Genomic DNA, 25,213 nt, shown 5'->3' with positions numbered 1-25,213 from the left:
ACCTTGCACGCCTTCGACATCCTCGGCGATCCCGTCCGCCGGCGCATCCTGGAGCTGCTGGCGACCGGCGAGCACAGCTCGGGCGACGTCGTCGCCGTCATGCGGCGCGAGTTCGGCATCACCCAGTCGGCGGTCTCGCAACAGCTGCGGATCTTGCGGGAAGCCGGTTTCGCATCAGTGCGTGCCGACGGCACCCGGCGCATCTATGCCGTGGAGTCGGGGCGGCTGCGCGAGGTGGACGACTGGCTCGACCGGTTCAGGGCGTTCTGGCTGCCACGCCTCGATGCGCTCGCGACCGAGGTCGCGCGGGGCAAACGAAAACGGCGCCATCGGGACTGATGGCGCCGTCTCGGATTCCCTTAGGACAGCTTACTTGCGCTTGTCGATCTGCACATAGTCGCGGCGCGCGACACCGGTGTAGAGCTGGCGCGGACGGCCGATCTTCTGCTGCGGGTCCTCGATCATCTCGCTCCACTGGCTGATCCAGCCGACGGTGCGGGCGACCGCGAACAGCACAGTGAACATCGAAACCGGGAAGCCCATCGCCTTGAGCGTGATACCCGAATAGAAGTCGACATTCGGGTAGAGCTTGCGATCGATGAAGTAGGGATCGCTGAGCGCGATCTTCTCGAGCTCCATCGCGACCTTGAGCATCGGATCGTCGCCGTGGCTGGTCTCTTTCAGCACCGCGTGACACATCTTCTGCATGATCTTGGCGCGCGGATCGTAGTTCTTGTAGACCCGGTGACCGAAGCCCATCAGGCGAACTTCGCTGTTCTTGTCCTTCACCTTGGCGATGAAGTCCGGAATGTTTTCGACCTTGCCGATGCCGTAGAGCATGTTGAGCGCGGCCTCGTTGGCGCCGCCATGCGCCGGGCCCCACAGGCAGGCGATGCCGGCCGCGATGCAGGCAAACGGGTTGGCGCCCGAGGAGCCGGCGATGCGGACCGTCGAGGTCGAGGCGTTCTGCTCGTGGTCGGCGTGCAGGATGAAGATCTTGTCCAGCGCGTCGGCCAGCACCGGATTGATCTTGTAGTCCTCGCAGGGCACCGCGAAGCACATGTTGAGGAAGTTCTCGGCAAACGAAAGCGAGTTCTTCGGATACACGAAGGGCTGGCCGATGGTGTATTTGTACGCCATCGCCGCCAGCGTTGGCACCTTCGCGATCATCCGCATCGAGGCGATCATCCGCTGCCGCGTATCGTTGATGTCGGTGGAGTCGTGGTAGAACGCGGCGAGCGCACCGACGGCGGCAACCATGATCGCCATCGGATGAGCGTCGCGGCGGAAGCCCTGGAAGAACCGCGCCATCTGCTCGTGCACCATCGTGTGATGGATCACGCGATAGTCGAAGTCCTTCTTCTGGGCCGGGGTCGGAAGCTCCCCGTAGAGCAGCAGGTAGCAGGTCTCGAGGAAGTCGCCGTGCTCGGCGAGCTGCTCGATCGGATAGCCGCGGTATTCGAGAACGCCGGCATCGCCGTCGATGTAGGTGATCTTCGACTGGCAGCTGCCGGTCGACGTGAAGCCGGGGTCGTAGGTGAACACCCCGGCCTGGCCGTAGAGCTTACCGATGTCGATGACATCCGGCCCAACCGTGCCGCTCAGGATCGGGAAATCGTAGTTCTTGTTGCCGATGGTGAGTGTGGCTGTCTTGCTGGATTTTGCGTCCATCGTGATATCCCCGATGAAATCGTTGCGAAAACCGACCTTGCCCAGTCGCTAATTTGCGGCCCATGGCGGGGCGGAACGGCTTGTGGAGAAAGCGTCCGGGATTGGGTAGCTCATTGCAATGTGCGCTGCAAGATGGACCCTGGAGGGGGTCCATGCAGGATCACGCCGCCTGATCGGCAAGACGGGCAAGGCACTCCTGGCGTCCCAGGACGGCCAGCACGTCGAATATGCCCGGCGACGTTGTACGTCCCGTCAGCGCCACCCGCAGCGGCTGGGCGACGGCGCCGAGTTTCAGGTCGTTCTGCTCGGCGAAATTCCGCATGGCGGTCTCGGTGGTCTCCGCGGTCCAGTCGTTCACGGCTTCCAGTGCGCCGCGTAGCCGGCCGATCAACGCGCGCGTTTCCGGCGTCAGCAGCGCCGCCGCCTTCGGATCGAGCTCGAGCGGGCGATCGGCGAAGATGAAGTAGGCGCCCGAGATCAGCTCGATCAGCGTCTTGGCGCGCTCCTTCAGGCTCGGCATCGCGCGCAGCAATTGCGCACGGGTGGTGTCGTTGAGCTTGGGCTTCAGCGCGGCGCCTTCGGGAACATAATCCAGCACGCTCTCGAACTGGGTCACGAGGGATTGATCGTCGCTATTCCGGATATAGTGACCGTTGAGGTTCTCCAGCTTGGCGAAATCGAACCGTGCCGCAGAGCGGCCGATGCCCGAGAGATCGAACGCGTCGATCATCTCCTGGGTCGAGAATATCTCCTGATCGCCATGGCTCCAGCCGAGCCGGACGAGGTAGTTGCGCAGGGCGGCGGGCAGATATCCGAGGGCGCGGTAGGCATCGACGCCGAGCGCGCCGTGGCGCTTCGACAGTTTCGAGCCGTCAGGACCGTGGATCAGCGGAATGTGGGACATGCTCGGCATCTCCCACTCCAGCGCGTCGTAGATCTGCTTCTGACGCGCGGCGTTGATCAGGTGGTCGTCGCCCCGGATGATGTGAGTGACGCCCATATCGTGGTCGTCGACCACGACCGCGAGCATGTAGGTCGGGGTGCCGTCACCGCGCAGCAGGACGAGGTCGTCGAGGTTCTCGTTCTGCCAGACCACGCGGCCCTGAACCTGATCCTCGATCACGGTCTCCCCGGTCTGCGGTGCCTTCAGGCGGATGGTCGGCTTGACGCCACCAGGCGCGGTGGCCGGATCGCGGTCGCGCCACATGCCGTCATAGAGGCGGGTGCGGCCCTCGGCGCGCGCCTTCTCGCGCATCGCGGCCAGCTCCTCGGGCGTGGCGTAGCAGTAATAGGCCCGCCCGGCGGCGAGCAGGCCCTCGGCGGCCTCGCGATGGCGGGCGGCGCGGCTGAACTGGTAGATGACGTCGTCGTCCCAATCGAGCTCGAGCCATTTCAGGCCGTCCAGGATGGCGTCGATCGCCTCCTTGGTGGAGCGTTCGCGGTCGGTGTCCTCGATCCGGAGCAGCATCTTGCCGCCGAGCTTCCTGGCATAGAGCCAGTTGAACAGCGCGGTGCGGGCACCTCCGATGTGGAGGAAGCCGGTCGGCGAGGGGGCGAAGCGGGTAACGACGGAATTGGTCATGATCGAGCGAGACGTATGCGTGAACGGCGCTGGTGTATAACAGGAACCGGACATAACTAAAGCCCCGGTTCACCTTTTGCCCGTCAAACCAGGCTTGAAACCAGGCTTGGCCGGACGGCACGAATTTGGCAGAAGGTTGAGCTGACTCCTCCAGGGAACCCTTTGATGACGACTGACACGACGGCAGAGGCAGGGCGCGACTTCATCCGCGACATCGTCCAGGCCGATCTCTCCTCCCACAAGCACAACCGGATCGTGACCCGCTTCCCGCCGGAGCCGAACGGCTACCTGCATATCGGCCACGCCAAGTCGATTGCCCTGAATTTCGGCATCGCGCAGGAGTTCGGCGGCCAGTGCAATTTGCGCTTCGACGACACCAATCCGACCAAGGAGGAGCAGGAATACATCGACTCCATTCAAGCCGACGTCCATTGGCTCGGCTACGATTGGGGCAAAAACCTCTTCTTTGCGTCGGATTATTTCGAACGCCTCTACGATTGGGCCGAGGGCCTGATCAAGGACGGCCATGCCTATGTCGACGATCAGTCGCAGGACGAGATCCGGCTGTCCCGCGGCACGCTGACGGAGCCCGGCAAGAACTCGCCGTTCCGCGACCGCTCGGTCGAGGAGAACCTCGACCTGTTCCGCCGCATGAAGGCCGGGGAGTTCTCGAACGGCGCCCGCGTGCTCCGCGCCAAGATCGACATGGCGGCCGGCAACATCAACCTGCGCGATCCCGTGCTGTACCGCATCCTGCACGCCCACCATCCGCGCACCGGCGACAAATGGTCGATCTATCCGAGCTACGACTACGCGCACGGCCAGTCGGACGCGATCGAGGGCATCACCCATTCGATTTGTACGCTGGAGTTCGAGGATCACCGCCCGCTCTATGAGTGGCTGCTCGACAAGCTGCCGGTGCCCTCGAAGCCGCGCCAGTACGAAATGGCTCGGCTCAACCTGACCTACACGCTGCTGTCCAAGCGGGTGCTGACGCAGCTCGTCCGGGACGGCCATGTCTCGGGCTGGGACGATCCGCGCATGCCGACCATCGCCGGTCTGAAGCGGCGCGGCGTGCCGCCGGCTGCGGTGCGCGAATTCATCAAGCGCATCGGTGTCGCCAAGGCCAACAGCGTGGTCGATGTCGGCATGCTCGAATTCTGCATCCGTGAGGAGCTGAACCGCACCGCGTTGCGCCGGATGGCCGTGTTGCGGCCGCTCAAGGTCGTGATCGAGAACTATCCGGAAGGGCAGGTCGAGGAGATCGAGGCGATCAACCATCCCGACAATCCGGACGCCGGCACCCGCAAGATCGCGTTCGGCCGCGAGCTCCATATCGAGCGCGACGACTTCATGGAGAACCCGCCGAAGAAGTTCTTCCGCCTCTCACCCGGCACTGAGGTGCGGCTGCGCTACGCCTACTTCATCAAGTGCACGGGCGTGGTGAAGAATGACGCGGGCGAGATCGTCGAGCTCCGCGCGACCTACGATCCCGCGACCAAGGGCGGCAACGCGCCCGACGGCCGCAAGGTGAAGGCGACGATGCACTGGTTGCCGGCGGCGCAGTCGAAGCCGGCCGAGATCCGCATCTACAATCAGCTGTTCGCCAACCCGAGCCCGGACGCGGCCAATTTCGCCACCGACCTCAACCCGCAGTCGCTGGAAGTGCTGACCGATGCGCGGGTCGAACCTGCGATCGCCGAGAGCAATTCGCCCAACGTGATGCAGTTCGAGCGGCAGGGCTATTTCGTGCGCGATGCGGATTCGACGCCGGACAGGCTGGTATTCAACCGCACCATCGGCCTGCGCGACACCTTCGCCAAGGAAGTCGGCGGCAAGGGTTAGCCAAGGATTGGAACAGTCGGCGCGGACAAGACGGAGGCGATCGATGCCAGATGAAGCCGACGAGATCGCCTCCGCCATCATCGGGCGATGGTCCGCGCGTTTCAGCAAACTTGATGCTGCCGCGCTTGCTGCGCTCTATTCGGAGCACGCGTTCTTCTTCGGCTCGAATCCGGCCCTGTATCGCGGCCGCGAGGGCGTCAAAGCCTACTTTGCCGGCCTGCCGCGCTGGCGCGCGCCGCGCGTTGAGTTCAGCGATGTCAGGACCGGGCGGGTAAATGCCGATCTCGTCAACATGGCTGCTATCGCATCCTTTTTCCTCGACGGCGATGCGCTCCCGCTTGCCGTCAAGATCACCTGGGTGATCGCGCGCGAGGACGGCGACTGGAAGATCGCCTGTCATCACGTCTCGTCGCAGACGCCATTGATCTAGGCTTCGCGCTGAAACGTGACACAAAAAGTCGAGGGCGGGCAGGCCCTCGTCGTCAGGGAGAGTGTGTAGGCAGTGCGCGGGGCCGGGCGTCGTGCGGGTCGCGGCGGCCGCTCATCCAAGCGATCTTGCACCAACTTGGAGGCTATCTGGATCGCGCTGCGTCGCGAGGAGGGACCAAGGTCGCAGGCTGCGGCGAGCGGCTTCCGGGCGGGCGGACGGACGGCAGCATCGTCGTCGGCCTGCGGATCAGCAGCGGCAACACATCGCAGGTCGGACGGATGCTTTTTTGTCCCCGCCGCACTACATCTTCGGAAGAGGGAGGTGAGGATTATGCGCATTCAACACTGGCAGGATGCTGCCAGCCTGTTGGTGGGCGTCTGGCTGGTCGCGTCGCCGTTTGCACTGGGCTTCTCCGGAGCAGCTCTCTGGATCTCCATCGCGCTCGGATTGGGCGTCGTGCTGTTTGCCTTGGAGGCATTCATCATTCCGTCCTATCTGGAGGAATGGGGTGAGATGCTGATGGGGTTGGCTCTGGTGTTGGCACCCTGGACGTTCAGCTACGAACCGGGATCGGTCACGACGAGCAGCGTGCTCGCCGGCATCGTCGTGATTGTGCTCGCCTGCTGGGAGCTGACGATGGATCGTGAATTCGCCGCCTGGTGGCACGATCGCTGGCATCACGGAGCTGGCTGAGAGGGAGCCGACTGAGACGTTGGCCTGACCGCCAACCACAGGCGGCCGGAGAGGTCGGAATTGCGTGGAGCAGGATCCCCTCCATGCGCGTCGACGTAACGCGGATGCAGGTTCTGCAGAGAAATCACGCCAGAGACGGCGAGTACGGGACGATTCAGAAGCGTCGTCCCGCACTTGCTGGAAGGCGGCCATGGCTCCTACTGCAGGGGTAGTCGCCCCTCAGCAGGGTGACTCCGTCACGATGCGGCTTTCGCCTCGATCTGCTCCCAAATTCGGGTCTTGCGTGTCTCCGGCATGATAAAGAGGGCGATCACGAAGCACACCGCTGGAACGACAATCGGGTAGATCAGTGCGTAGCCAATGTTGCCGGTCGCTGCGAAGGCGGCTGATGTGATGAACGGCACCAATCCGCCGCCCCAACCATTGCCGATATGATACGGCACTGAGACCGAGGTGTACCTGATCCTGGCCGGGAAGAACTCCGCCAGGAACGCGCCCACCGGCCCGTACACCATCCCGACGTAGCAGACGAGGATGAAGATGATGAAGACGGCGACCGGATAGTTGATGTGTCCCGGCTGCGTGACCATCCCGAGCCACAGATACAGCGGATAGTAGGTGATCGCGGCAAGCAGCATTCCTCCGAGGATCACGGATTTGCGGCCGATCTGATCCGATAGCCAACCAAAGAAGATCAGGCTCGGCGTCGCGATCAGCAGTGCGGCTCCCACGATGTAGGCCGAGGTAATCGCATCGACCTTGGAGACCTGCTGCAGGAAGTACAGTGCCCAGAATTGACCGCTGTACCAGACCACGCCCTGTCCAATCAGGACGACGATCGCGATCAGGATGTACTTGATGTTGGCGCTGAGGAAAGCTTCCCGCCAGGGATTCCTGGTCATCTGTCCACGTGCCTTGATCTCCTGGAAAATCGGCGTCTCCTGGAGCTGGAGGCGGATGTAGATGGCGATGGCCACCAGCAGGAACGAGACCAGGAACGGAACGCGCCACGCCCATTCGTCAAAGGCCTGATTGCCGGCCCAGGTCCGGGTCAGAACGATCACGGCCAGCGACACCACGATCCCGAGCGTCGGCGAAGTTTGTAGCCAGCCCGTGTAGTAGCCGCGGCTGTCGTCCGGAACATGCTCGGCGACGTAGGTGATGGCGCCGCCATATTCGCCGCCCAAGCATAGACCCTGGATCATCCGCAAGCCGAACAGAACGAATGCGGCTGTCAGGCCGATCGACTGATAAGTCGGGATCAGTCCGATCGCTCCCGTTCCCAGGCCCATTCCGCTCAGCGTAATGAGGAATGTATACTTGCGGCCGACCCGATCGCCCATCCATCCGAACAGGAAGGCCCCCAGCGGACGGATCAGGAATCCCGCAGTGAACAGCGCGATCGTGCTCAGCAGGGCTGCGACGGGGTGGGATTGTTCAAAGAACTTGACCGACAGAACTGCGGCCAGGCTGCCAAAGATATAGAAGTCGTACCATTCAATGATGTTTCCCACTGACGCCGCGACAATCACGCGACGAAAATCGCTCGGTGCTTGAATTGCCATGTGTCGCTCCTATCAAATGCAAACGCTACCGCTCGCGTTTTTTCAGCGATCTATCCGCTCGCGGAGTGCGCATGGTGCACGGCGTTACAGGCGAGATTTGCGAGTTCGTCCGCAGCGCCTGGTCTCAGGGGAGTTGTGGGCCACCTGAGAAGAGCTCCAGCGGCCTTCAAGCGCCGCGAGCCGTCACTGCCTCATCCCTGTCTGTCCAGGAGTGGAGGCATCAGCGCAGTCTAATCCCAATGGGATCGCTACCTAATGAGACTTTCGGCTCAATCGATTTGACGCAGGCGGTAGCCGTGGCCCGGCGCGGGGCAGGCGAGGCGCAGGACGATCCAGGTATCCGGCCTTGCCGGTCCGTATTCTGCATCCGTTCCGCTAGCGGTGAGGTCACAGCTTCCAGTAGCTTCGCGGCCGGCAGGGATCGCAAGCGGAATGGCGGAGCAGGGCACGACGCCTGGCGGCAAACGCGGATATGCGGGGACGTGGCCGCCGCGTGCGGCTGCGCCGGTCGGCGGCTATGTCCCGGTGCGCGCCAGCATCTGGCGGCCTTTCGTCGAGACCTTGCGGCAATGGGCGCGCGCGGAGGCGGGCGCAGGTCGCCTGTTGCCCTGGGTGCCGGTGGCGTTCGGCACCGGCATTGCGTTCTATTTTGCGGCCGAGCACGAGCCGATGCTGTCGGTTGCGGCCGCCGTCGCAATTTTGCTCTGCCTGCTGGCGCTGCTGCTGCGGCGGCACAGGGTGTTTCCCGCCATTGTCATGCTGGCCGCGGTCGCCGCGGGCTTTGCGATGGCGACATGGAAGACGGCGCGGATCGCGCATGGGATGTTGGCGCGGCCGATGTTCTCCGTGGCGCTGACCGGCTTCGTCGAGACGCGCGATATCCGCGAGAAGACCGATCGCTTCGTGCTGCGCGTGGTCTCAATGGAGAGCCCGCGCGACAATACGAAGCTCGAGCGCGTCCGGCTCTCGGTGAAGAAGGGCACCGCGCCCGAGGTCGGCAGCTTCGTCGAATTGAAGGCGCGCCTGATGCCGCCGCTCGGGCCGCAGCGTCCGGGCTCCTATGATTTCGGCCGCGATCTCTATTTCCAGGCCATCGGTGCTTCCGGCTTCGTGATGGGCGCGGTCAAGACCCGGGATCCGCCGGCGACCGGTGGCCTTGCGCTGCGCTATGCCGCCTTCATGCAGGGCCTGCGCGACGCCATCGATGCGCGCATCCGCACCACGCTCGACGGCGATCAGCGCGCGATCGCAACTGCGCTGCTGACCGGCCGGCGCGACGCGATCTCGACGCCTGTCAACGACGCGATGTTCATTTCGGGGCTGGGCCATGTACTGTCGATCTCCGGCTACCACATGGCCGTCGTCGCGGGCGTGGTGTTCTTTGCGGTGCGCGCGCTGCTTGCGCTGTTTCCGGCGCTGACGGCGGGACACCCGATCAAGAAATGGGCGGCGGCGGCCGCGCTGGTCGCCGCGGCGTTCTATCTCCTGCTGTCGGGGGCGGAGGTCGCGACCCAGCGGTCGTTCTTCATGACGGCCGTGGTGCTGATCGCCGTGATCGTCGACCGCCGCGCGATCACTTTCCGCACGCTGGCGGTGGCGGCACTGATTGTGCTCGCGATCGCACCGGAAGCGCTGGTGCATCCGAGCTTCCAGATGTCGTTTGCTGCGACGCTTGGGCTGGTAGCGCTGGTGCAGATCGGGCTGCCGAACCTGTTGGCGTCGCCCGACCATTCGGCGACCGCGCGGGTTGCGCTGTGGGGTGGGCGTGAGCTCACCACGCTGATGCTGGCCTCGCTGGTGGCGGGCTTCGCGACGACGCCCTACGCCGCGTTCCATTTCCATCGCGTGACGCCCTACGGGCTGCTCGCGAACCTCGCGGCGATGCCGGTGGTGTCGGCGGTCGTGATGCCGGCCGGTCTGCTTGGGCTCGTCGCCATGCCGTTCGGCTTCGACGGCGTGTTCTGGGCGATCATGGGATTCGGCATCGACTGGATGATCATGGTGACGCAATGGGTCGCCGCGCTCCCTGGCGCGGTCGGCCGGATGGCGGCGTTCGGCATCGGCCCGCTGATCGTCGCAAGCGCCGGCATCATCCTGCTCGGGCTATTGCGTACGCCGCTGCGGTGGTTGGGCGCGGTGCTGCTGGTGGTCGCCTCGGTCTGGGCGGTGCGGTTACCGCAGCCGGACGTGCTGGTCTCCGCCGACGGCCGCAACGTCGCGGTACGCGGCGGCGACGGACGGCTGCATCTGATGCACAGCGCGAAGGATGCCTTTCTCGTGAAGGAATGGCTGGCGGCCGACGCCGACGCGCGCACGGCCACGGATGCGTCGCTCGGCGAGGGCGTCTCCTGCGATGCAAGTGGCTGCGTGACCCTGGGCGCCGGCGGCGGCTTCGTGGCCTTGGCAACGCGGCCGGAAGCGCTGGCCGACGATTGCGAGCGCGCGGCGCTGATCGTGACTGCGCGGCCGGCGCCGCTGGGCTGCGCGGCGTCCGTGATCGATGCCGAGCGGCTGCGCCGCCACGGCGCGCTGGTGCTACGGCGGATCAGGGACGGCTACGCCGTCGATGCGGTCAAGCCCGGCGGGATCGACCGGCCGTGGTCGCCGGCGATTCCCGGCGACGGCGAGAGCGAGACGACGCTGCGCGCGCCTGCCGCCGCGCCGCGGTCCGCTGTCGACGCGACGCCCGCCGAGACTGATCTGCAGGGCGAAGATTAGAGGGCGAAGATTAGCCGTTGTCGGGTGGGGGGCCGGAAGGCAGCTCGAACAGGCCGAGATGGTACTCGTCGGAATCGGGGCCAGCGTCGGGCTTCTTGACGAGGGTGAAGGAAGCCTCGGGAAACTGCTCCCAGACCTTCAGGTCGTCAGCCGTCACCGTCAGCCAGCCGAACCGGAACATGTAGCGGCCCGGCTCCGTGACGCGACCAGCTTTTTGCCATGTGACCTTATCGACCACCGCGCACGTCCTCCGTGCACGATGATGCGCCAAGGCGTCCGCCGACGCAAATCTCCTGCTGCGCCCCGGAACCCGAAATCCGGGGTCGCTCGAAATCGCTTAGGTCACTCGCCGCCGAACGGCTCATTCCGCGGCGACGATGCGTTCAACCCAAAAACAGCGATGCGAATGCGGAGGGCCGCCGCTCCACAACCTTCGGCTTGTGCTCGACCGCCGGATGCAGCGCCGGCAATTGCAGCACGCTGACGCGCTGTCCCTCGACGAGCTGGGTCACCAGCACATGGCTGCCGTCGGGAAATTCGACCGCGTCATGATGGCGATCGGGCACGTCGGGCTCGACTTCGTTGAACACGCCGACGCGATAGTTCAGCGTCTTGGTCCAGATCCAGCGGCTGTCGTAGCGAACGTTCTCGGCGAAAGCGAGCTCGGTGCCCGGCAGCATGCAGACCGCGACGGTGGGATCATTCTCCGAAGCAAAGCCGCGGGTCGACGTCCCGCGAAAAGTCGTGGTGATCAGCGTCTCTCCGACAATGGCGGGGCGCGATGCCACGGCGTGCAGACTATAGTCACACATCGGATGGCTCCTCATTGAGGTAGCGACCCGTGCCTCTCCCTGAGGCATAGGCCTCTACCAGAGTGGACGATAGCGAACGAGTATCTGCTCGTTTCTGGGCGATTGTACGACTTGCCGCAGAACGTCCCGATCACAAACACGCGACGCTGCGTGAGAGGTATCGGAGCGCATCCGGCAGGCCGCACGCTACGCTATCCTTCAAGGAACGATCCGACGTGTTGCTCGTTCCTTGCCGCCGTCAGTATTTGCGATAAAGACCGATCAGCTTGCCCTGGATGCGCACCCGGTTCGGCGGCAGGATGCGCACTTCATAGGCGGTGTTGGCCGGCTCCAGCGCAATCGATGCGCCGCGGCGGCGGAAGCGCTTCAGGGTGGCTTCCTCCTCGTCGATCAGCGCCACCACGATGTCGCCGGTGTTGGCGACGTCGTTGCGCTGGATCAGCGCCATGTCACCGTCGAGGATGCCGGCGTCGACCATCGAGTCACCGCGCACTTCCAGCGCATAATGCTCGCCGGAGCCGAGCATGTCGGGCGGCACGCTGATGGTGTGGCTGCGCGTCTGCAACGCCTCTATCGGCGTACCGGCGGCGATCCGGCCCATCACCGGGACCGCGACCGGACGGTTGCCGTCGTCCTCGGCGGTCGGCGGCGTGCTGGTGCGCTTGCCGAGGGTGCCTTCGATAACGCTTGGCGTGAAGCCGCGGCGGCCGTTGCTGCCGCCGGCCGACAGTTCGGGCAGCTTGATGACTTCAATGGCACGGGCGCGGTTGGGCAGGCGGCGGATGAAGCCGCGCTCCTCCAGCGCAGTGATCAGGCGGTGGATACCGGACTTCGAGCGCAGGTCGAGCGCATCCTTCATCTCGTCGAAGGAGGGCGGCACACCGGCCTCTTTCAGACGTTCATTGATGAAACGCAGAAGTTCGTACTGTTTGCGCGTGAGCATCTCGAGTATTCCCCCGGTTGATAGCGTCGTTCGATTCCGAGACTTTTCAGGTGGGGCCTGACCTCAGGAGCACGGTGCTCATTACAAGCGCTCCCTCGCGGCCTCCCATTTTGTAGACACTAGTACTCGAAACAAATCATGAACGGACACTATATGTTCGATATGTGTTCCGCAACCACTTAATTTCCGGTGAACGCGCTCGGCCACGCACAATCGGCGGGGGGCGAAAACCCTATTCGGGCAGCGTCAGGATCTTGCATTCGCTGCCCTTGGCAGCGGCAGGCGCAAACGGCGGACGCACGAGAAGTGCCCGTGCCGCAGCGAGATTCCCGAGCAGCGAAGAGTCCTGCTGCACCACGGGGGTTGCGATCAGCGTACCGTCTTCGCGCTCCTCGAGACGCGCACGCAGGTAGTCCTCGCGCTGGTCGTTGGCGGCGAGGTCGCGGCCGAGCAGGGCGGTGACGCGGACATGATGAATCGCTTTCCGGCCGCTCAGCGCCCGAATCAACGGCACCAGAAACAGGAAGGCGCAGACATAGGAGGATACCGGATTGCCGGGCAGGCCGATTACCCGCATCGCGCCGAGCCGGCCATGCATCATCGGTTTGCCCGGCCGCATCGCAATCCGCCAGAACGCCATGTCGACGCCCTCGGCCTCCAGCGACCGCTTGACCAGATCGTGGTCGCCGACCGAGGCACCGCCGGTGGTGATCAGGACGTCGGCACCGGTCTCTCGCGCCCGGCGGATGCCGGCGGTGGTCGCTTCCACCGTGTCGGCGGCAACCCCGAGGTCGATGGTCTCGGCGCCTTCGGCGCGCGCCAGCGCCCGCAGCGCATAACCGTTGGAATAGACGATCTGGCCCGGGCCGGGCTTCGAGCCCGGCATCACGAGCTCGTCGCCGGTCGCCAGCACCGCGACCTTCGCACGGCGGTGCACCACGAGCTCCGGATAGTTCATGGCAGCCGCCAGCGACAGCGCGCGGTCGGAGAGGCGGCTGCCGGCGGCGAGCAGCACGTCGCCCTCACGGAAGTCGACGCCGGCGGGGCGGATGTGCCGCCCGGCGGTTGCGGCTTCCGTGATCGCGATGTGGTCGCCGTCGACCCTGGTGTCTTCCTGGATGATGACGGCGTCGGCGCCATTGGGGATCACGCCGCCGGTGAAGATCCGCACCGCTTCGCCGGCACCGACCGTCCGCTCGAACGGCCGGCCGGCCGCGACTTCGCCGATCACCTTGAGCCGGGCCTTGAGATCGGCCGCATCGGCGGCGCGCACGGCGTAGCCGTCCATCGCCGACATCGGCTGTGGCGGCTGGGTGCGGAGCGCGGCGAGGTCATGCGCCAGGGTGCGGTGGTAGGCGGCATCGAGCGCGACCATCTCCTCCGGCAGGGGCTCGGCGCCGGCGAGGACGGCGGACAGGGCATCGGCAACCGGCATCAGGGCCACGCTCAGAGCTCCTTCATTCGAAAAGTTTAAATACCAAGTGCGGTCAACGCCCTTGCCACGTCATCCGTCGATGTCACGTGGATGGCATGAAGGCCGCGCGCCCGCGCACCCTCGATATTGGCGGCCAGGTCGTCGAAGAACAGGATCCGCGACGCCGGCACGCCGATCGCTTTTACCACATGATCGTAGGCCTCGGCGTCGGGTTTCCGGAAGCCGATGCTCGATGACAGGAAGACAGTCCGGAAATGGCTGAGCAACTCGGCATGGCTGGCGGAGAAATGCGCGACGTGGGCTGGATTGGTGTTGGAGAAGGCGTAGAGCGGCATCCGCCTGGCAGCCGCCGCGAGCAGGGGGGCGATTCCCGGCATCTCGCCGGTGAAGATCGCGTTCCAGCCTTCGAGGAACTGCGCGTCCGTGATGTTGATGCCGAGCGTCTGGCGCAGGTTTTCGAAGAACGCGGCGTCGTCGATCCGGCCGATCTCGTGATGCCTGAAGCTGTCGTCGACGACAAAGCGCGTGGCGAGGTCGGCCGGCGCGCAGCCGGCATGCTGCGCCCAGTGCGCCATCACCTTCTCGAAGTTGATGTCGATCACGACGCGGCCGATATCGAACAGCAGCACGTCGACGGAATGGGGAGAGAGTTGCGAGGTCATTGCGGAAACCGTGTACGAAAATTGCGGGCGGGCGGCAATGTCCTCGATTTGTGCGGCAGGCATGCGACGACGGTGCTGATGTTGGCTCCGGCTTGGTCCATTCTCACGCGGTGTCATCACCCGCGCATGCGTGTGATCCAGTATTCCAGAGACGCCGATGCTTGATTGGAGAAGCCGCGGCTTCTCCCGGAGGGATCCATAACCACAGGGTCGTGTTGTAGAAGACGGCTGTGGCCCCAGCGTCGCGCAACAATCACCTTCGGCGGTTATGGGTCCCCGGGCCTTCGCCGGGACGGCACCGAATTTGTTGCACGATCCGTGAGTCACACATCGACGTTCTCGCGACATGATTTGCCCGAGCTTTGCTGTTCGTTCCGCCCTCCTTGAAGAGGGCGCAGGGAAAGCCGGGTGCCGATTGCACCCATGGGTCCCGTGCAACAAAAAGCACGGGGGTAGGACCACAGGTGTAACCGGAGCAGTCCGGCTTTCCCTGCGCGATGGGCTACGGCTTACTTCGTGCTCTCCCCGGCGAGACTGGGCTTGCTTGTCACCGTCTCCGCAAAAACGCTTGCGCGTTTTGCGGGGAGACACCGGCCGCTAGGGCGTCAGGACCACACGACTTCACCGTCCGCCTCGTTCGCACTCGTCAGTTGCGCACTCGGCGTCCACCGCATCTCACGCCGCGTTCGTGACGACCGCGAAGCGCCCCTCGATCGGGTGAGACGGGCAAACCATACACTGAGTTGGGTGTGCTGATAAACCGAAATATTTTTGCGAAGGGGGCTTGCGCCGTCGGGCAAATCAGTGGCAGGGGCGACACCGGATTTGGCGCAGGTCCTGCCGCGCAGCCTCACAATCTGGAAAGCGCCAGGCCGAGGTAAGCGATGAGCGCGCCGGTACTGAGAATGATAACGACGAGCGCCTGCTCTGAACGTGCCTGCAAGGTTTTTCGGCTCACGGCGATGACGCTCCATCCATCAAGATCATGCTGTCCAACTAACATGGGTTGGTATCCGTTCCGGTTCCTGTCAGGGAACTTGCACGAATGTCAGCGGCGCGGGCACGTCGGAGCTTCGTCCTGTTCCAGGCCAGAAATACGCAACGCCGCCCGCTTTGAAATACGACGGACGGCGTTGGTTCTAGCCCCAGGAGGGACGGCAAAATCCTGACATGCACGGATACGGATGTGGGACGAATAAGGTTTCACGTCGTCGGACCCGTATGATTCCGGTACTCCGAAGGAGCAGAGGAAAGCGTCGGGGCGAGGTCTAGGATGGCCTGACCAAGTTGCTCTGGCCTCAGCGTGTACCCCCTCGCTGGGGCCTTTCTTTGAGCCGCCGATTCAACGGGGCCACGCGCAGAGCGTTTCGGTCCCGGACCTAACCCGGGCCGATCGCAACGGCTCGAGTCCGGGCAGCCCGGGCTCAACAGAGACCAGCAGCGAAATTCCGTTTCCGGATTTGGTGCCTAGCAAACTCTCACGCTTTGCTGGACATACGTGTAACCGTTCCAGACGGGCTGAGTTTGATAGCAGGAGCCGTAGGCAGCTGCTGCCCCGAGTGCGGCTCCGGCCGCCACGCCTGCGGCTGCGGGATATCCCCAACCTCTGCCGTAATAGCCTCCACGGTAGTAACGACCACCCGCCCATCGGGTGCCACCGCCGTGCCAGCCGGGCCTCACTCCGGGGTGGACCCCGCCGTGAAATCCGCCCGCGTGAAATCCGCCCGCCCGACCGCGGGGTCGTGCATCGGATTCAACAGGTAGCAGAATTAGACCAGCGGCGATTAGACTGAGAGCCAATCCGAAGGTGGCTGGGCGCATGGTTGTACTCCATTTGCAGTGCATCTTTTGGCACTTTTTGCGAACGCAACCGATATCGATCTGTTCCAGCCGCCTCGAGCAAATCTCGTTCAATCTCGCTCTTGCGAGACAACTGCAGAGCGACATCACGATATGGATCTCGTGCGCGCCAGGGTCCGCTGCCCTCCGTGGATATCAACCGCGTCCGTTGATGGCCCCTTTTTAAGAAGTGCCCCGCTGGTTATCGAAAGTCCGGCGTCGGGGGTGAAGCGGACCTCAGGGTTGCGCGCTCCGCCTTCCGAGTTTGACCCAGCGCGGACATGGGCGAGCCTGACGAGATCGACCCGAATGACCGATTTGTTGAAGAAGTCAGTCCGTTGACAGAAAGCAAGGGGGACTAGTTAGACGACGTGAACATTGGATCTGCGAAAATTACCTCGCCATCGACGAGCGTCAACAAACTGGTCGTTGCGGGTAGTTGCGGCGTTGGAATGATCAATACATCCTGGGACAGCACCGCGAGATCTGCGGCCAGACCCGGCGCGATGCGCCCTTTGCGCTGATCCTGGCCGTCAACATAGGCGCCGCCGGCAGTGTAGGCCGTCAGCGCGGCTTCGCGCGTCAACGCCTCGGTGGGTTCGCCCAGATGCGATGTTGCCAGCATCAGATTGAGAAAGGGGTTTTGTTCCTTCGGACCACCGTCGGACCCAAGCGCGAGGGGAATGCCGGCGGCAATAAAGCTCTTCAGTAACATGTGTTCGCTTGCCAGCGATTCACCGGGCATCGGCCCTGCGAGGTGGGTCGGATTTTGGATCACGACGAGGCCGAGCTGCACCACTTTTTCGATCATGTCCGGCTGAATGCCGTCGCCGTGTTCGATGCGAACTCGCTTCGCCCGCCAGGCGGAAGCCGGCGCGAGCTGTTCCATCATCTTCAGCATCCGGTCGGTCTCGGCGTCGCCGACAACATGCAACGCCATTTGCGTCGGCCGTTCCAAAGCAAGCGTCAGAATCTCGCGTAGCTGCGCGTCGGTGAAGTTCGATCGGCCGCGCCAGTCTGACCGAGTGCTGTAGGCGTTGCGCTGAAACGAGTTCTGTTCGATCGGGGTGCCGTCCAGTATCCACTTCGGTCCTTCCACACGCACCTTGGCCGGCGCTTGTTTCACGGCAGCGTCGATCACTGCCCATGCGTCCGGAATGCGCTCGGCCGGCGTTTGCCAGGCGCCCCAGGAATAGACCGTCCATTTCTGCGTTGGTTTTGCCGCCGCAAGGCCGGCCAAGGTCACGTCCAGCGACTTGTCGTTATTCATCAGGTGGATGGAGGTGACGCCCCAACGGGCATAACGCTGCTGCGCGGCGCCGAAGACCGTGGCTAGGTATTCCGGCGTAAGCGGTCGTATGCGCGGCGTGATCGTCTCTGCGGCCTCGTAGGCCCGCCCGTCGAGGCGACCGCTTTCGTCCCGGCCCCACCAGCCGCCCAGCGGATCGGTGATGGTTTCGGTGATGCCCAGCCTACGCAACCCCTCGCTGTTGACGATGCTGGTGTGTCCCCAGAATCCCTTGAGGAACACGGGTGTGTTCGGCGCCACTATGTCGAGCGCCTTGCGCCAGTTGCGCTGGTCCCGCGCGACCAGGGGGCCGACATAGGCGCAGATCCAATCGGTGCGCGTTTTGGCTGCCTGCTCCACTGCGGCCAGTGCCTGCTCCGCAGTCGGACCGGGAAAGGGCAGGTTCGGCATGGCCAGTGGCGGCGTGGGTAGCTCGTTGCCAAGATGGACGTGCGCCTCGACCAAACCCGGCGTGACAAGGCGGCCGCCAACATCAATGATCCGGGTTTTGGGCCCGATTAGCCCGCGAACCTGCTCATTGTTTCCAACGGCGAGAATGCGACCATCCTCGATCGCCAGAGCCTGCGCGTATGGCAAAGCCGGATCCGCCGTGAAGACCTTGGCATTGACCAGGACTAGCTGAGGGGCGGCGATCGCGCCCGAGGTCAGGAACGCCACGCCGGCCCCGGCGATGAGGTAGGACTTCAGCCTTGTGACGCGCGGTCGGTTCATGTGCTCCCCCGGTCGGACTAATCGCCGGCGGCGCGCCGATTGCGTCATTTGACGCTCGGGAGGGCTTTCGCGTCCCGAAGGAACGCTGAAAAATTGCCGACACAACGCCGAAATAGGTAAGATTGGGCGCTGCTGGCGCCGTGTTCGCCGGAAAGACGGGAATCCGAATGTCGACGGACCGGTACAAGGTAGGCGAATTCACGCTCGATGTATCGCAGGGATGCCTGCGCCGTGGTGATATCGAAATAGCCTTGCGGCCGAAGAGCTTTGCCTTGCTGCAGCATCTGATTATTCACGCCGGCCGCCTTGTTACCAAGGACGAACTCTTGTCCAAGATCTGGCCCAACGTAATCGTGACCGAGGATTCCCTGACGCGCTGCATCAGCGAAGCACGGGTGGCGCTCGGAGACACCGAACAGACGGCCATCAAGACCGTGCCGAAGCGCGGCTACATCTTTACGGGACCCGTGACACAGGAGGGCGACGATTCACCGGAACAACTGGCGCCCGAGATGATTCCGGTGAAGGGAAACGTCTTTCACAAACGGGGGCGAATGGCACTGCTGGCCGGCCTCCTCTCGCTCGCCGCGGCGAGCCTCTACGCCGCGACCGGGACGCGACACACCGCCGAGCTGCCGCGCCTGTCCCTGATCGTGCTGCCGTTTGCCAATTTGAACGCCGACCCGTCGCAGGATTATCTCGGTGACATCATCACCTCCGAATTGACCACCGCATTGTCGCGGTTGCGCGGCGCGACCGTCATCGCGGCAAGCAGCGCGCTTACCCTCAAGGGCAAGCCGGCGGACATCAAGCAGTTGGGTGCCGATTTGGACGTGCGATATGCGCTGGAAGGCAGCGTGCTGCGCAGTGCGGGATCGGTGCGCATCAACGCCAGCCTGAAAGACACCCAGACCCTGAAAACGCTTTGGTCGGACCGCTTCGATGTCGATCGCGCCGATATTCTCCGGACGCAGGACGAAATCGTCACGCGCCTGGCGAGCACCCTTCATGGCGAACTAGTTCAGGCAGAGTCCCGCCGCTCGAGAGCTACAAGTGCATCGAACCTGGACGCCGAAGATTTGGCGATGCAGTGCGAGGCGGCCACGTACCGCCCCGGCGGTGCAGGGATGCCAGGCTACGAATGGTGCGAGCGGGCATTGACTATCGATGCTCGCAACGTTCGCGCGCTGGTCCAGCTTGCGACGTTTTACGGCATGCGCGTGTCACGGGTTCAAAGCCCCAACCCTCAAGCCGATCTCGATCGGGCGAAGGGCTTACTGAGCCGCGCGATGGACATTGATCCCGACTACTACGCTGCCCATTGCGCAAAGGCCACGGCGCTGGAGGGGCAACACCGCGTCCCGGACGGTGTTGCCGAGGCCGAGCGCTGTCTGGCGCTCAATCCGACCTATGCGGGTGCATACCGGATTTTGGCCCTTCAGCACTTCTTTCTCGCCCATCCGGACAAGATGCTCGAATACGCCGACCGCGGGATCCGTCTGAGTCCGCGCGACCCGCAGACGTCGACTTTCCTGCTGATGAAGGGGTGGGCCTACTTCATGCTGGAGCAGGATGAGGAAGCCTTGATGTGGCTGCGCCGCGCCGCAGCCGCATCGCCGCAAACGCCGCCTATTCTTGCGGCATTGACCTCCGAACTTGCTTTGACGGGCCGCGACACAGAAGCAGGCGCGACGCTGGCCCAGTACCTCGCCCTGGAAAGCACCCGCACCCGGACGGTCGCGCAATGGGACTACCTGCCCGACGGCAACGCCGCGTTCCTGAAATTTCACCTGCGGTTTAAGAGCGGGCTGCGCAAGGCCGGAATGCCGGAATGATGAGCAAGAGGCCTGAGGGGAGACTGGTGGACTGCGACGGGCTACGCTTGGCGCACGGCTTCCGCTTCTGGTCCCTTTCGGACCTCATCGCGCGGCCTGCGGATGACTGCTCACCGGGGACTAGCGGATTTCGGCGGAAGGCCCGCCGACTTCCGCGTTTGACCCAAAACGGCCGAATTCTACGCTGCTATAGTCCTTTTCCTCTCAACTTCCTCTATCGGAGCAAGGATGATGGAAGATGCACTGGCTGATCTAACGAATCGGATGCATGCGGCAAAACGCTCCAAGCAATTAATGCTCCTTGCGGTCGGAATCTCGGGGATGACCATATTCGCTTGCGCGCATTATGATGACGAGAATTCAGTGACTTTTCTTCGTCGAGCAAACGAAGCAATTCACCGTCTGGCGGGCCATCTGCGTGACCTCTGCGACCCCGATGAAGCATTTGCTGAAGGCCGGTTGGCTGTTGTCCATGGAGCACTTGTACTGCTCCACCCCTCCGAAATCGCTCGCATCTTGGGTCGATGACCTAGCTATCGGGCTATCTGCTGATGGCCCCCTTTCGGACCTGAGGTGATGTCCGGTTTGAGTCTGCAATACGCCGGAGAGCGGAGATCGGTCGAGCCCGCTTACGAACCTCGGTTCATGATGATTACATGCCTGGCTAACCGGCGCCGCCGCGGGCTCACCGTTCGCCCAGATCGATCTGCGTCAGGATGCCCTGCCGCAGCGCGAGGCGGACCAACTCGATATCCGTGCCGACGCCGAGCTTGTCCTTGATCATGGAATGCAGGTTCGCGACTGTCTTGGGGCTGAGGTGCAGTGTCTCGGCGATTTCCTCGGTGGTCTTCTCCGCGAGCAGCATGCGCAACACCTCGAACTCCCGCGCGGTCAGGAGGTCGGCGGCTGCGGTCTCGCCGGCGAGGCGGCTGAGCGCGAGCTCGTGGTCGATATCCGGACTGATCGCGATCTTGCCCGACAGCACATCCATCACGGCATGCAGCAGCGTCTCCGGCGGGCTGGTCTTGGTGACATAGCCGCTCGCGCCGGCGCGGATCGCCTGCACGGCAAACGCCGCGTTCTGGTGCATGGTGAACACCAGGATTTTTGCGCGCTTGTCCCACTGCCTGAGGCGCCGGATTGCCTCGATGCCGCCGATGCCGGGCATCGACAGATCCATGATGACGAGGTCGGGCCCGGCCTCCTTGTAGAGGCGGTAGGCCTCGACGCCGTCGGAGGCTTCGGCGACGACGGAGAGGCCCGGCTGTTTCTGCAGCATCGACCGGTAGCCCTCCCGAACCACGGCGTGGTCGTCGACCAGCAGGATGGTTCGCGCCGTATTGCTCATGCCGCGCGCTCCACGGGTGTGGCGTCCGGGCTGACTGCGACGGGAACGATGACGCGGAGCGAAGAGCCGTTGGACTGTCCGGCCTCGAAGCTGAGCCGCCCGCCCAGCGCAGCGACCCGCTCGCGCATGCCGAGCAGGCCCATGCCCGTCTTGACCGGGAGATCGCCGGGCCGGCCATCGTCGTCGATCGCGAGCGCGATTTCGCCGTCGCCGCCACTAGGCGCCGTCTCGCGCATCTCAAGCCGCAGCATGACGCGCGTGGCGCCGGCGTGCTTGGCTGCGTTGGTGAGCGCCTCCTGCACGATGCGGTAGAGGTTGGCGCCGGTGGAGGCGGGGATACGCTCGAACGATCCCGATATGGCGATCTCGAACCTCGGCTGTCCCCGGCTGCGGCCGTTCCAGCCGGCGATCAGGCCCTCCAGGCTGGCCGCGAGTCCGAGTTCGTCGATATCGGGTGGGCGCAACCTGAAGAGGGCGCCGCGCAACGCCTCCATCATGTCGGTCGCGGTCCGCGCGATGCCGTCGCATTCGGCGAGCAGGGGTGGGCAATCCTGGGCCGCGGTCAGGCGCGCCGAGGCGGCGAGCGCACGGATCGCCGCCAGCGACTGCCCGAACTCGTCGTGCAGCTCGCGTGCGAGATGCCGGCGCTCATCGTCCTGCACCAGGATCAGCTTTTGCGTCAGCGCGTTGCGGTCGGAGAGCGCGGCGGCGAGGCGCTCGGCGAGGTGATTGAAGACGTCGCCGATCGCCGACAATTCGGCGAGGTCGAACGGCGGCAGGCGCGCGGTGAGGTCGCCTGCGGCGATCCGCTCAAGGCCGTCGCGGATCAGCCGCGTCGGACGCAGCGCGCGCGCCAGCGCCGCATAGACCAGGGCGCACAGCAGCGGCAGCGCGATCATGAACACCGCCATCAGCCGGCCGGCGTCGTGCCAGGCCTCGGCCGTCGGCACGGCCGGATCGATCCAGGCTACAGCCTCGCCGATTGCGTTGCCGCGCGAAACCACCGGGCGCACGGCCTCGCGGCCGGGATCGAACAGGCGGCGATAGAGCGCCGCAAAGGCCAGCGGCGGGGCCGCCTTGTCGGTCTGCGCGCCACCGCAGAAGCGTTGGCTGATCTCGCCGCTATTGCTGCGAAATGCGAGGCACAGACCCGGCGTCATGACCGAGGCGGCAACACTGTCGAGATCCGGAAATTCGGAACGCGTGTTGTTCAGCCACTGGATCTTGCTCTGCTGCAGCTCCAGCGTCTTGGCGGCGACGTCGGCAACGGCAGCGATCCTGGCGCGCACTGAGCGGTCGGAGTCGATCAGGAAGTAGCCGGAGATGGCTGCAAAGCAGAGCGTCGACACGGCGGCCACACGCAACGTCAGCCGCAGCTTCAGATCGCTTCCGGACCAATTCCACATTGGCGTATCCTCGGAGGTCGCAGACGAGCCTCGGCACCCGGTCGCGGGCAGGGCCGTCACGCCCATTAAACGGCAGAACTTGAGCGTCGAGAAGCGCCGCCAGGGGCGTTCTTTGGGCGCGGACCACCGTCGTGAAATTTTCCCGGCACCGGCCGGGAGGCGCTCCGCTGCGGCGCGGAGGCCAGCCGGCCCAGACTGCGACCGAGCCGCCCGTACCAGCACCCGAAAGGCATCGATCATGCGTCAGTCCCGCCTCGTCTTGCACGCCCTCGCGTTGGTCGGCCTTCTGGCCGGACCTTGTCCGCTACGCGCCGAAACCGGCGCGGCGGTAGCATCCCCGCTTGGGGTCAGCATCGATGATTTCAGCTATGTGGATACCTCGGGCGAGGCGATCGATCAGACTGCCGCGCATCAGAAGCGGCTGGATGCGTTCATGGCTGCATTGCGCGCCGACGTCGCTGCGGAGCCGCGCTATCGCCTGGTAGCGCCCACGGCGCCCGTGGGCGAGGCCCGGATCAAGGTGATCGGCGGCGTGCAGAAGATGAGCACGCTGATCCAGTGGGCCAAGGTGGCGGTCATTGATGCCGAAGCGAGCCGTGTGCTGTACGAAAAGCTCTACACGTTTCGCGGCGACAATGACGAGGCATGGGACCATGCGCGGATGTTCGTATCGCGCGAGGTGCGCGGCGCGCTTGCCGCCGCGCTGCCGCCGGCACAGCCCGCCACTGCCGCGCCGATCGCGCTTGCGGTGTTCGCGTTCGAGCTCGAGGACGCCACCGCGGCAGCCGCGTCCGGCGTTGTCGGCTCCGATGCGGCCACTCTGGCCGACGTGACCAGGGGCGTGCGTGACCAGCTTGCCCAGTCGGGCCGCTACCGCCTGGTCGATACCGCAGGCGCGACCGCGGAGCCCGTCATGACTCGCGCGCTGCGCGACTGCGATGGCTGCGAAGCCGCGATTGCCCAGAAGCTCGGCGCCGATCAATCGCTGATCGGCGTGATCAGGCGGGTCAGCCGGACCGAATACACGGTCGGCTTCCAGGTGCGGGACGCCCGCAGCGGCGCGGTCGTCTCGCGCGGCGACAGCGGCCTGCGGATGGGCGCCGATTATTCCTGGACCCGCGGCGCGGTCCGCCTGGTCGGCGACCGCCTGCTCGAGGACGGTGCGCAGCGCTAGTCTCGGCGAACGATAGCAAGGCGCGATAGCTGATAGACACGTCGTCATCTATCGCCGGGCTTGTGCGTGGGCTATCACCGCCGTCTGATCATCGCACAGGAGTCGCCGATGCGTTTGCCCGCCATCCTCTTCGCTGTCACGCTCGCCGCGGGCCCCGCGGCCGCCGAAGAGCAGTCGGGCACGCTGCAGAAGATCAAGGAGACGAAGAAGGTCACGCTCGGCTTTCAGGAAGCCTCGGTTCCCTTCAGCTATCTCGACGACAATCAGCGGCCGATCGGTTTTGCGCTCGATATCTGCCTCAGGATCGTCGATGCCGTGAAGAAGGAGTTGGGTATGCCCGACATCGCCGTCGACTACCTCCCGGTGACCTCGTCGAACCGCATCCCGCTGATGGTGAACGGCACGATCGATCTGCACTGCTCGGCGACCACCAACAGCGCCGAGCGCCAGAAGCAGGTCACCTTCACCAACTCGCACTTCCTGAGCGCGACGCGATTTGCCGCCAAAAAATCCTCCGGCATCAACACCATCGACGACCTCAAGGGGAAATCGGTCACCGCCGTTGCCGGCTCGGTGAACCTCACGCAGCTCATCAAGGTCAACACCGAACGCAAGCTCGGCATCAACGTTCAGCCGGCCAAGGACCAGGCCGAGGCGTTTTTGATGCTGGAGACCGATCGCGCCCAGGCCTACGCGCTCGACGACGTCCAGCTCGCTGTGGCGATCGCGCGATCGAAAGAGCCTTCGCACTACATGATCAGCGAAGAGGCCTTTTCGAAGGCGGAGCCCTTCGGCATCATGCTGCGCAGGGAGGACGCGCCGTTCAAGGTGCTCGCCGACCGCGCCACGGCGGAGCTCTATAAGAGCCCGGAGATCGAGGTGATCTACAAGAAGTGGCTGGAAGCGCCGACGCCGCCAAACGGCATCAATTACAACGTCCCGATCTCGCCGGCGTTGCGCAACGCATTCGCCCATCCGAGCTCGAGCTTCGATCCTGATGCGTACGAGGTCGGGAAATAGCGATAGGTAGCCCGCATGGCCCAAGCGACATACGGGGCGGCATTGTGGGCGCCGACGGAGCGGTCCCTGTATATCGCTTCGCTCATGCGGGCTGCGTTTCTACGTTTTTGTCGTCGGATGCGGTTTTCCGCGCCAAGCCGCCAATCCTTGGAACGGCTTTTCGCGCGCGCGGCGAAAAACGAAATAGCGTCTCATATACATCGGCGGGTTTTCTC

General features: G+C 64.3%; 21 protein-coding genes. 9 read left to right on the top strand and 12 right to left on the bottom strand.

What is annotated here, in order from left to right:
- The first annotated feature begins 3 nt into the window (after positions 1–3).
- Complete coding sequence (locus tag ABIB78_RS15680) at positions 4–339, top strand: ArsR/SmtB family transcription factor (protein WP_429025940.1); 336 nt, start codon at positions 4–6, stop codon at positions 337–339.
- Between the two features lie 30 nt (positions 340–369).
- On the opposite strand, the gene gltA is transcribed toward ABIB78_RS15680, so the two are convergent.
- Together gltA and gltX are read right to left on the bottom strand one after the other, a co-directional pair.
- Positions 370–1,671: a citrate synthase gene (gltA, locus tag ABIB78_RS15675; RefSeq protein WP_429025937.1), complete on the bottom strand. Its 1,302-nt coding sequence runs from the start codon at positions 1,669–1,671 to the stop codon at positions 370–372.
- 160 nt (positions 1,672–1,831) lie between these two features.
- Complete coding sequence (gene gltX / locus ABIB78_RS15670; RefSeq protein ID WP_429025935.1) at positions 1,832–3,253, bottom strand: glutamate--tRNA ligase; 1,422 nt, start codon at positions 3,251–3,253, stop codon at positions 1,832–1,834.
- Positions 3,254–3,418: 165 nt separating this feature from the next.
- On the opposite strand from gltX, the gene ABIB78_RS15665 reads away from it, so the two are divergent.
- The 3 genes from ABIB78_RS15665 (at position 3,419) to ABIB78_RS15655 (ending at position 6,221) form a co-directional block, all read left to right on the top strand.
- Positions 3,419–5,098 carry a glutamine--tRNA ligase/YqeY domain fusion protein gene (locus ABIB78_RS15665; protein WP_429025932.1) on the top strand — a complete coding sequence of 560 codons (1,680 nt, stop codon included), beginning with the start codon at positions 3,419–3,421 and terminating at the stop codon, positions 5,096–5,098.
- Between the two features lie 43 nt (positions 5,099–5,141).
- Positions 5,142–5,528 carry a YybH family protein gene (locus ABIB78_RS15660; protein WP_429025930.1) on the top strand — a complete coding sequence of 129 codons (387 nt, stop codon included), beginning with the start codon at positions 5,142–5,144 and terminating at the stop codon, positions 5,526–5,528.
- 330 nt (positions 5,529–5,858) lie between these two features.
- The gene (locus ABIB78_RS15655; RefSeq protein WP_429025927.1) at positions 5,859–6,221 is read left to right on the top strand and encodes an SPW repeat protein; all 363 of its coding nucleotides are present in this window, start codon (positions 5,859–5,861) and stop codon (positions 6,219–6,221) included.
- A 236-nt stretch (positions 6,222–6,457) separates the two neighbouring features.
- Here the strand turns inward: ABIB78_RS15655 and ABIB78_RS15650 are convergent, their stop codons facing one another.
- Positions 6,458–7,786: an MFS transporter gene (locus ABIB78_RS15650; protein ID WP_429025925.1), complete on the bottom strand. Its 1,329-nt coding sequence runs from the start codon at positions 7,784–7,786 to the stop codon at positions 6,458–6,460.
- 432 nt (positions 7,787–8,218) lie between these two features.
- On the opposite strand from ABIB78_RS15650, the gene ABIB78_RS15645 reads away from it, so the two are divergent.
- On the top strand, positions 8,219–10,504 hold the full coding sequence (locus ABIB78_RS15645; RefSeq protein WP_429025922.1) for a ComEC/Rec2 family competence protein: 2,286 nt from the start codon (positions 8,219–8,221) through the stop codon (positions 10,502–10,504).
- Between the two features lie 10 nt (positions 10,505–10,514).
- On the opposite strand, the gene ABIB78_RS15640 is transcribed toward ABIB78_RS15645, so the two are convergent.
- The 7 genes from ABIB78_RS15640 to ABIB78_RS15610 all read right to left on the bottom strand — a co-directional run bounded on the left by ABIB78_RS15640 (position 10,515) and on the right by ABIB78_RS15610 (position 18,215).
- Positions 10,515–10,742, bottom strand: a complete 228-nt coding sequence (locus ABIB78_RS15640) for a hypothetical protein (RefSeq protein WP_429025920.1) — start codon at positions 10,740–10,742, stop codon at positions 10,515–10,517.
- Positions 10,743–10,887: 145 nt separating this feature from the next.
- A complete protein-coding gene (locus ABIB78_RS15635) occupies positions 10,888–11,316 on the bottom strand; it encodes a hypothetical protein (RefSeq protein WP_429025918.1) in 429 nt (142 codons plus the stop codon).
- A 238-nt stretch (positions 11,317–11,554) separates the two neighbouring features.
- Positions 11,555–12,259, bottom strand: coding sequence for a transcriptional repressor LexA (gene lexA, locus ABIB78_RS15630; RefSeq protein WP_429025916.1), 705 nt, complete (start codon positions 12,257–12,259; stop codon positions 11,555–11,557).
- Between the two features lie 232 nt (positions 12,260–12,491).
- Entirely contained in the window at positions 12,492–13,703 is a 1,212-nt protein-coding gene (locus tag ABIB78_RS15625; protein WP_429025913.1) for a molybdopterin molybdotransferase MoeA, read from the bottom strand.
- A gap of 26 nt (positions 13,704–13,729) precedes the next feature.
- Positions 13,730–14,356 (bottom strand): HAD family hydrolase, encoded by a 627-nt coding sequence (locus ABIB78_RS15620; RefSeq protein ID WP_429026157.1) that lies wholly within the window; start codon positions 14,354–14,356, stop codon positions 13,730–13,732.
- An 850-nt stretch (positions 14,357–15,206) separates the two neighbouring features.
- Positions 15,207–15,359, bottom strand: coding sequence for a hypothetical protein (locus ABIB78_RS15615; protein WP_429025911.1), 153 nt, complete (start codon positions 15,357–15,359; stop codon positions 15,207–15,209).
- Between the two features lie 1,194 nt (positions 15,360–16,553).
- Positions 16,554–18,215, bottom strand: a complete 1,662-nt coding sequence (locus tag ABIB78_RS15610; protein ID WP_429025909.1) for an amidohydrolase — start codon at positions 18,213–18,215, stop codon at positions 16,554–16,556.
- A gap of 167 nt (positions 18,216–18,382) precedes the next feature.
- On the opposite strand from ABIB78_RS15610, the gene ABIB78_RS15605 reads away from it, so the two are divergent.
- Together ABIB78_RS15605 and ABIB78_RS15600 are read left to right on the top strand one after the other, a co-directional pair.
- Positions 18,383–20,050, top strand: a complete 1,668-nt coding sequence (locus ABIB78_RS15605; RefSeq protein ID WP_429025907.1) for a winged helix-turn-helix domain-containing tetratricopeptide repeat protein — start codon at positions 18,383–18,385, stop codon at positions 20,048–20,050.
- Between the two features lie 231 nt (positions 20,051–20,281).
- Positions 20,282–20,578, top strand: a complete 297-nt coding sequence (locus tag ABIB78_RS15600) for a hypothetical protein (protein ID WP_429025904.1) — start codon at positions 20,282–20,284, stop codon at positions 20,576–20,578.
- 157 nt (positions 20,579–20,735) lie between these two features.
- Here ABIB78_RS15600 and ABIB78_RS15595 read toward each other — a convergent pair whose 3' ends face one another.
- Positions 20,736–21,398: a response regulator gene (locus ABIB78_RS15595; protein WP_429025902.1), complete on the bottom strand. Its 663-nt coding sequence runs from the start codon at positions 21,396–21,398 to the stop codon at positions 20,736–20,738.
- Positions 21,395–22,804 (bottom strand): histidine kinase, encoded by a 1,410-nt coding sequence (locus ABIB78_RS15590; protein WP_429025900.1) that lies wholly within the window; start codon positions 22,802–22,804, stop codon positions 21,395–21,397. Before ABIB78_RS15590 ends, ABIB78_RS15595 begins: the two co-directional genes overlap by 4 nt.
- Positions 22,805–23,042: 238 nt before the next feature.
- Between ABIB78_RS15590 and ABIB78_RS15585 the strand changes: the two genes are divergently transcribed.
- Entirely contained in the window at positions 23,043–23,978 is a 936-nt protein-coding gene (locus ABIB78_RS15585; protein WP_429025898.1) for a DUF2380 domain-containing protein, read from the top strand.
- 108 nt (positions 23,979–24,086) lie between these two features.
- The gene (locus tag ABIB78_RS15580) at positions 24,087–24,998 is read left to right on the top strand and encodes an amino acid ABC transporter substrate-binding protein (protein ID WP_429025895.1); all 912 of its coding nucleotides are present in this window, start codon (positions 24,087–24,089) and stop codon (positions 24,996–24,998) included.
- Positions 24,999–25,213 lie beyond the last annotated feature (215 nt).

Source organism: Bradyrhizobium sp. I1.14.4 (genome assembly GCF_050435825.1).
GTDB lineage: Bacteria > Pseudomonadota > Alphaproteobacteria > Rhizobiales > Xanthobacteraceae > Bradyrhizobium.
Note: the sequence above shows the minus strand (reverse complement) of the source record. Positions and strands in the feature narration are given on the sequence as shown.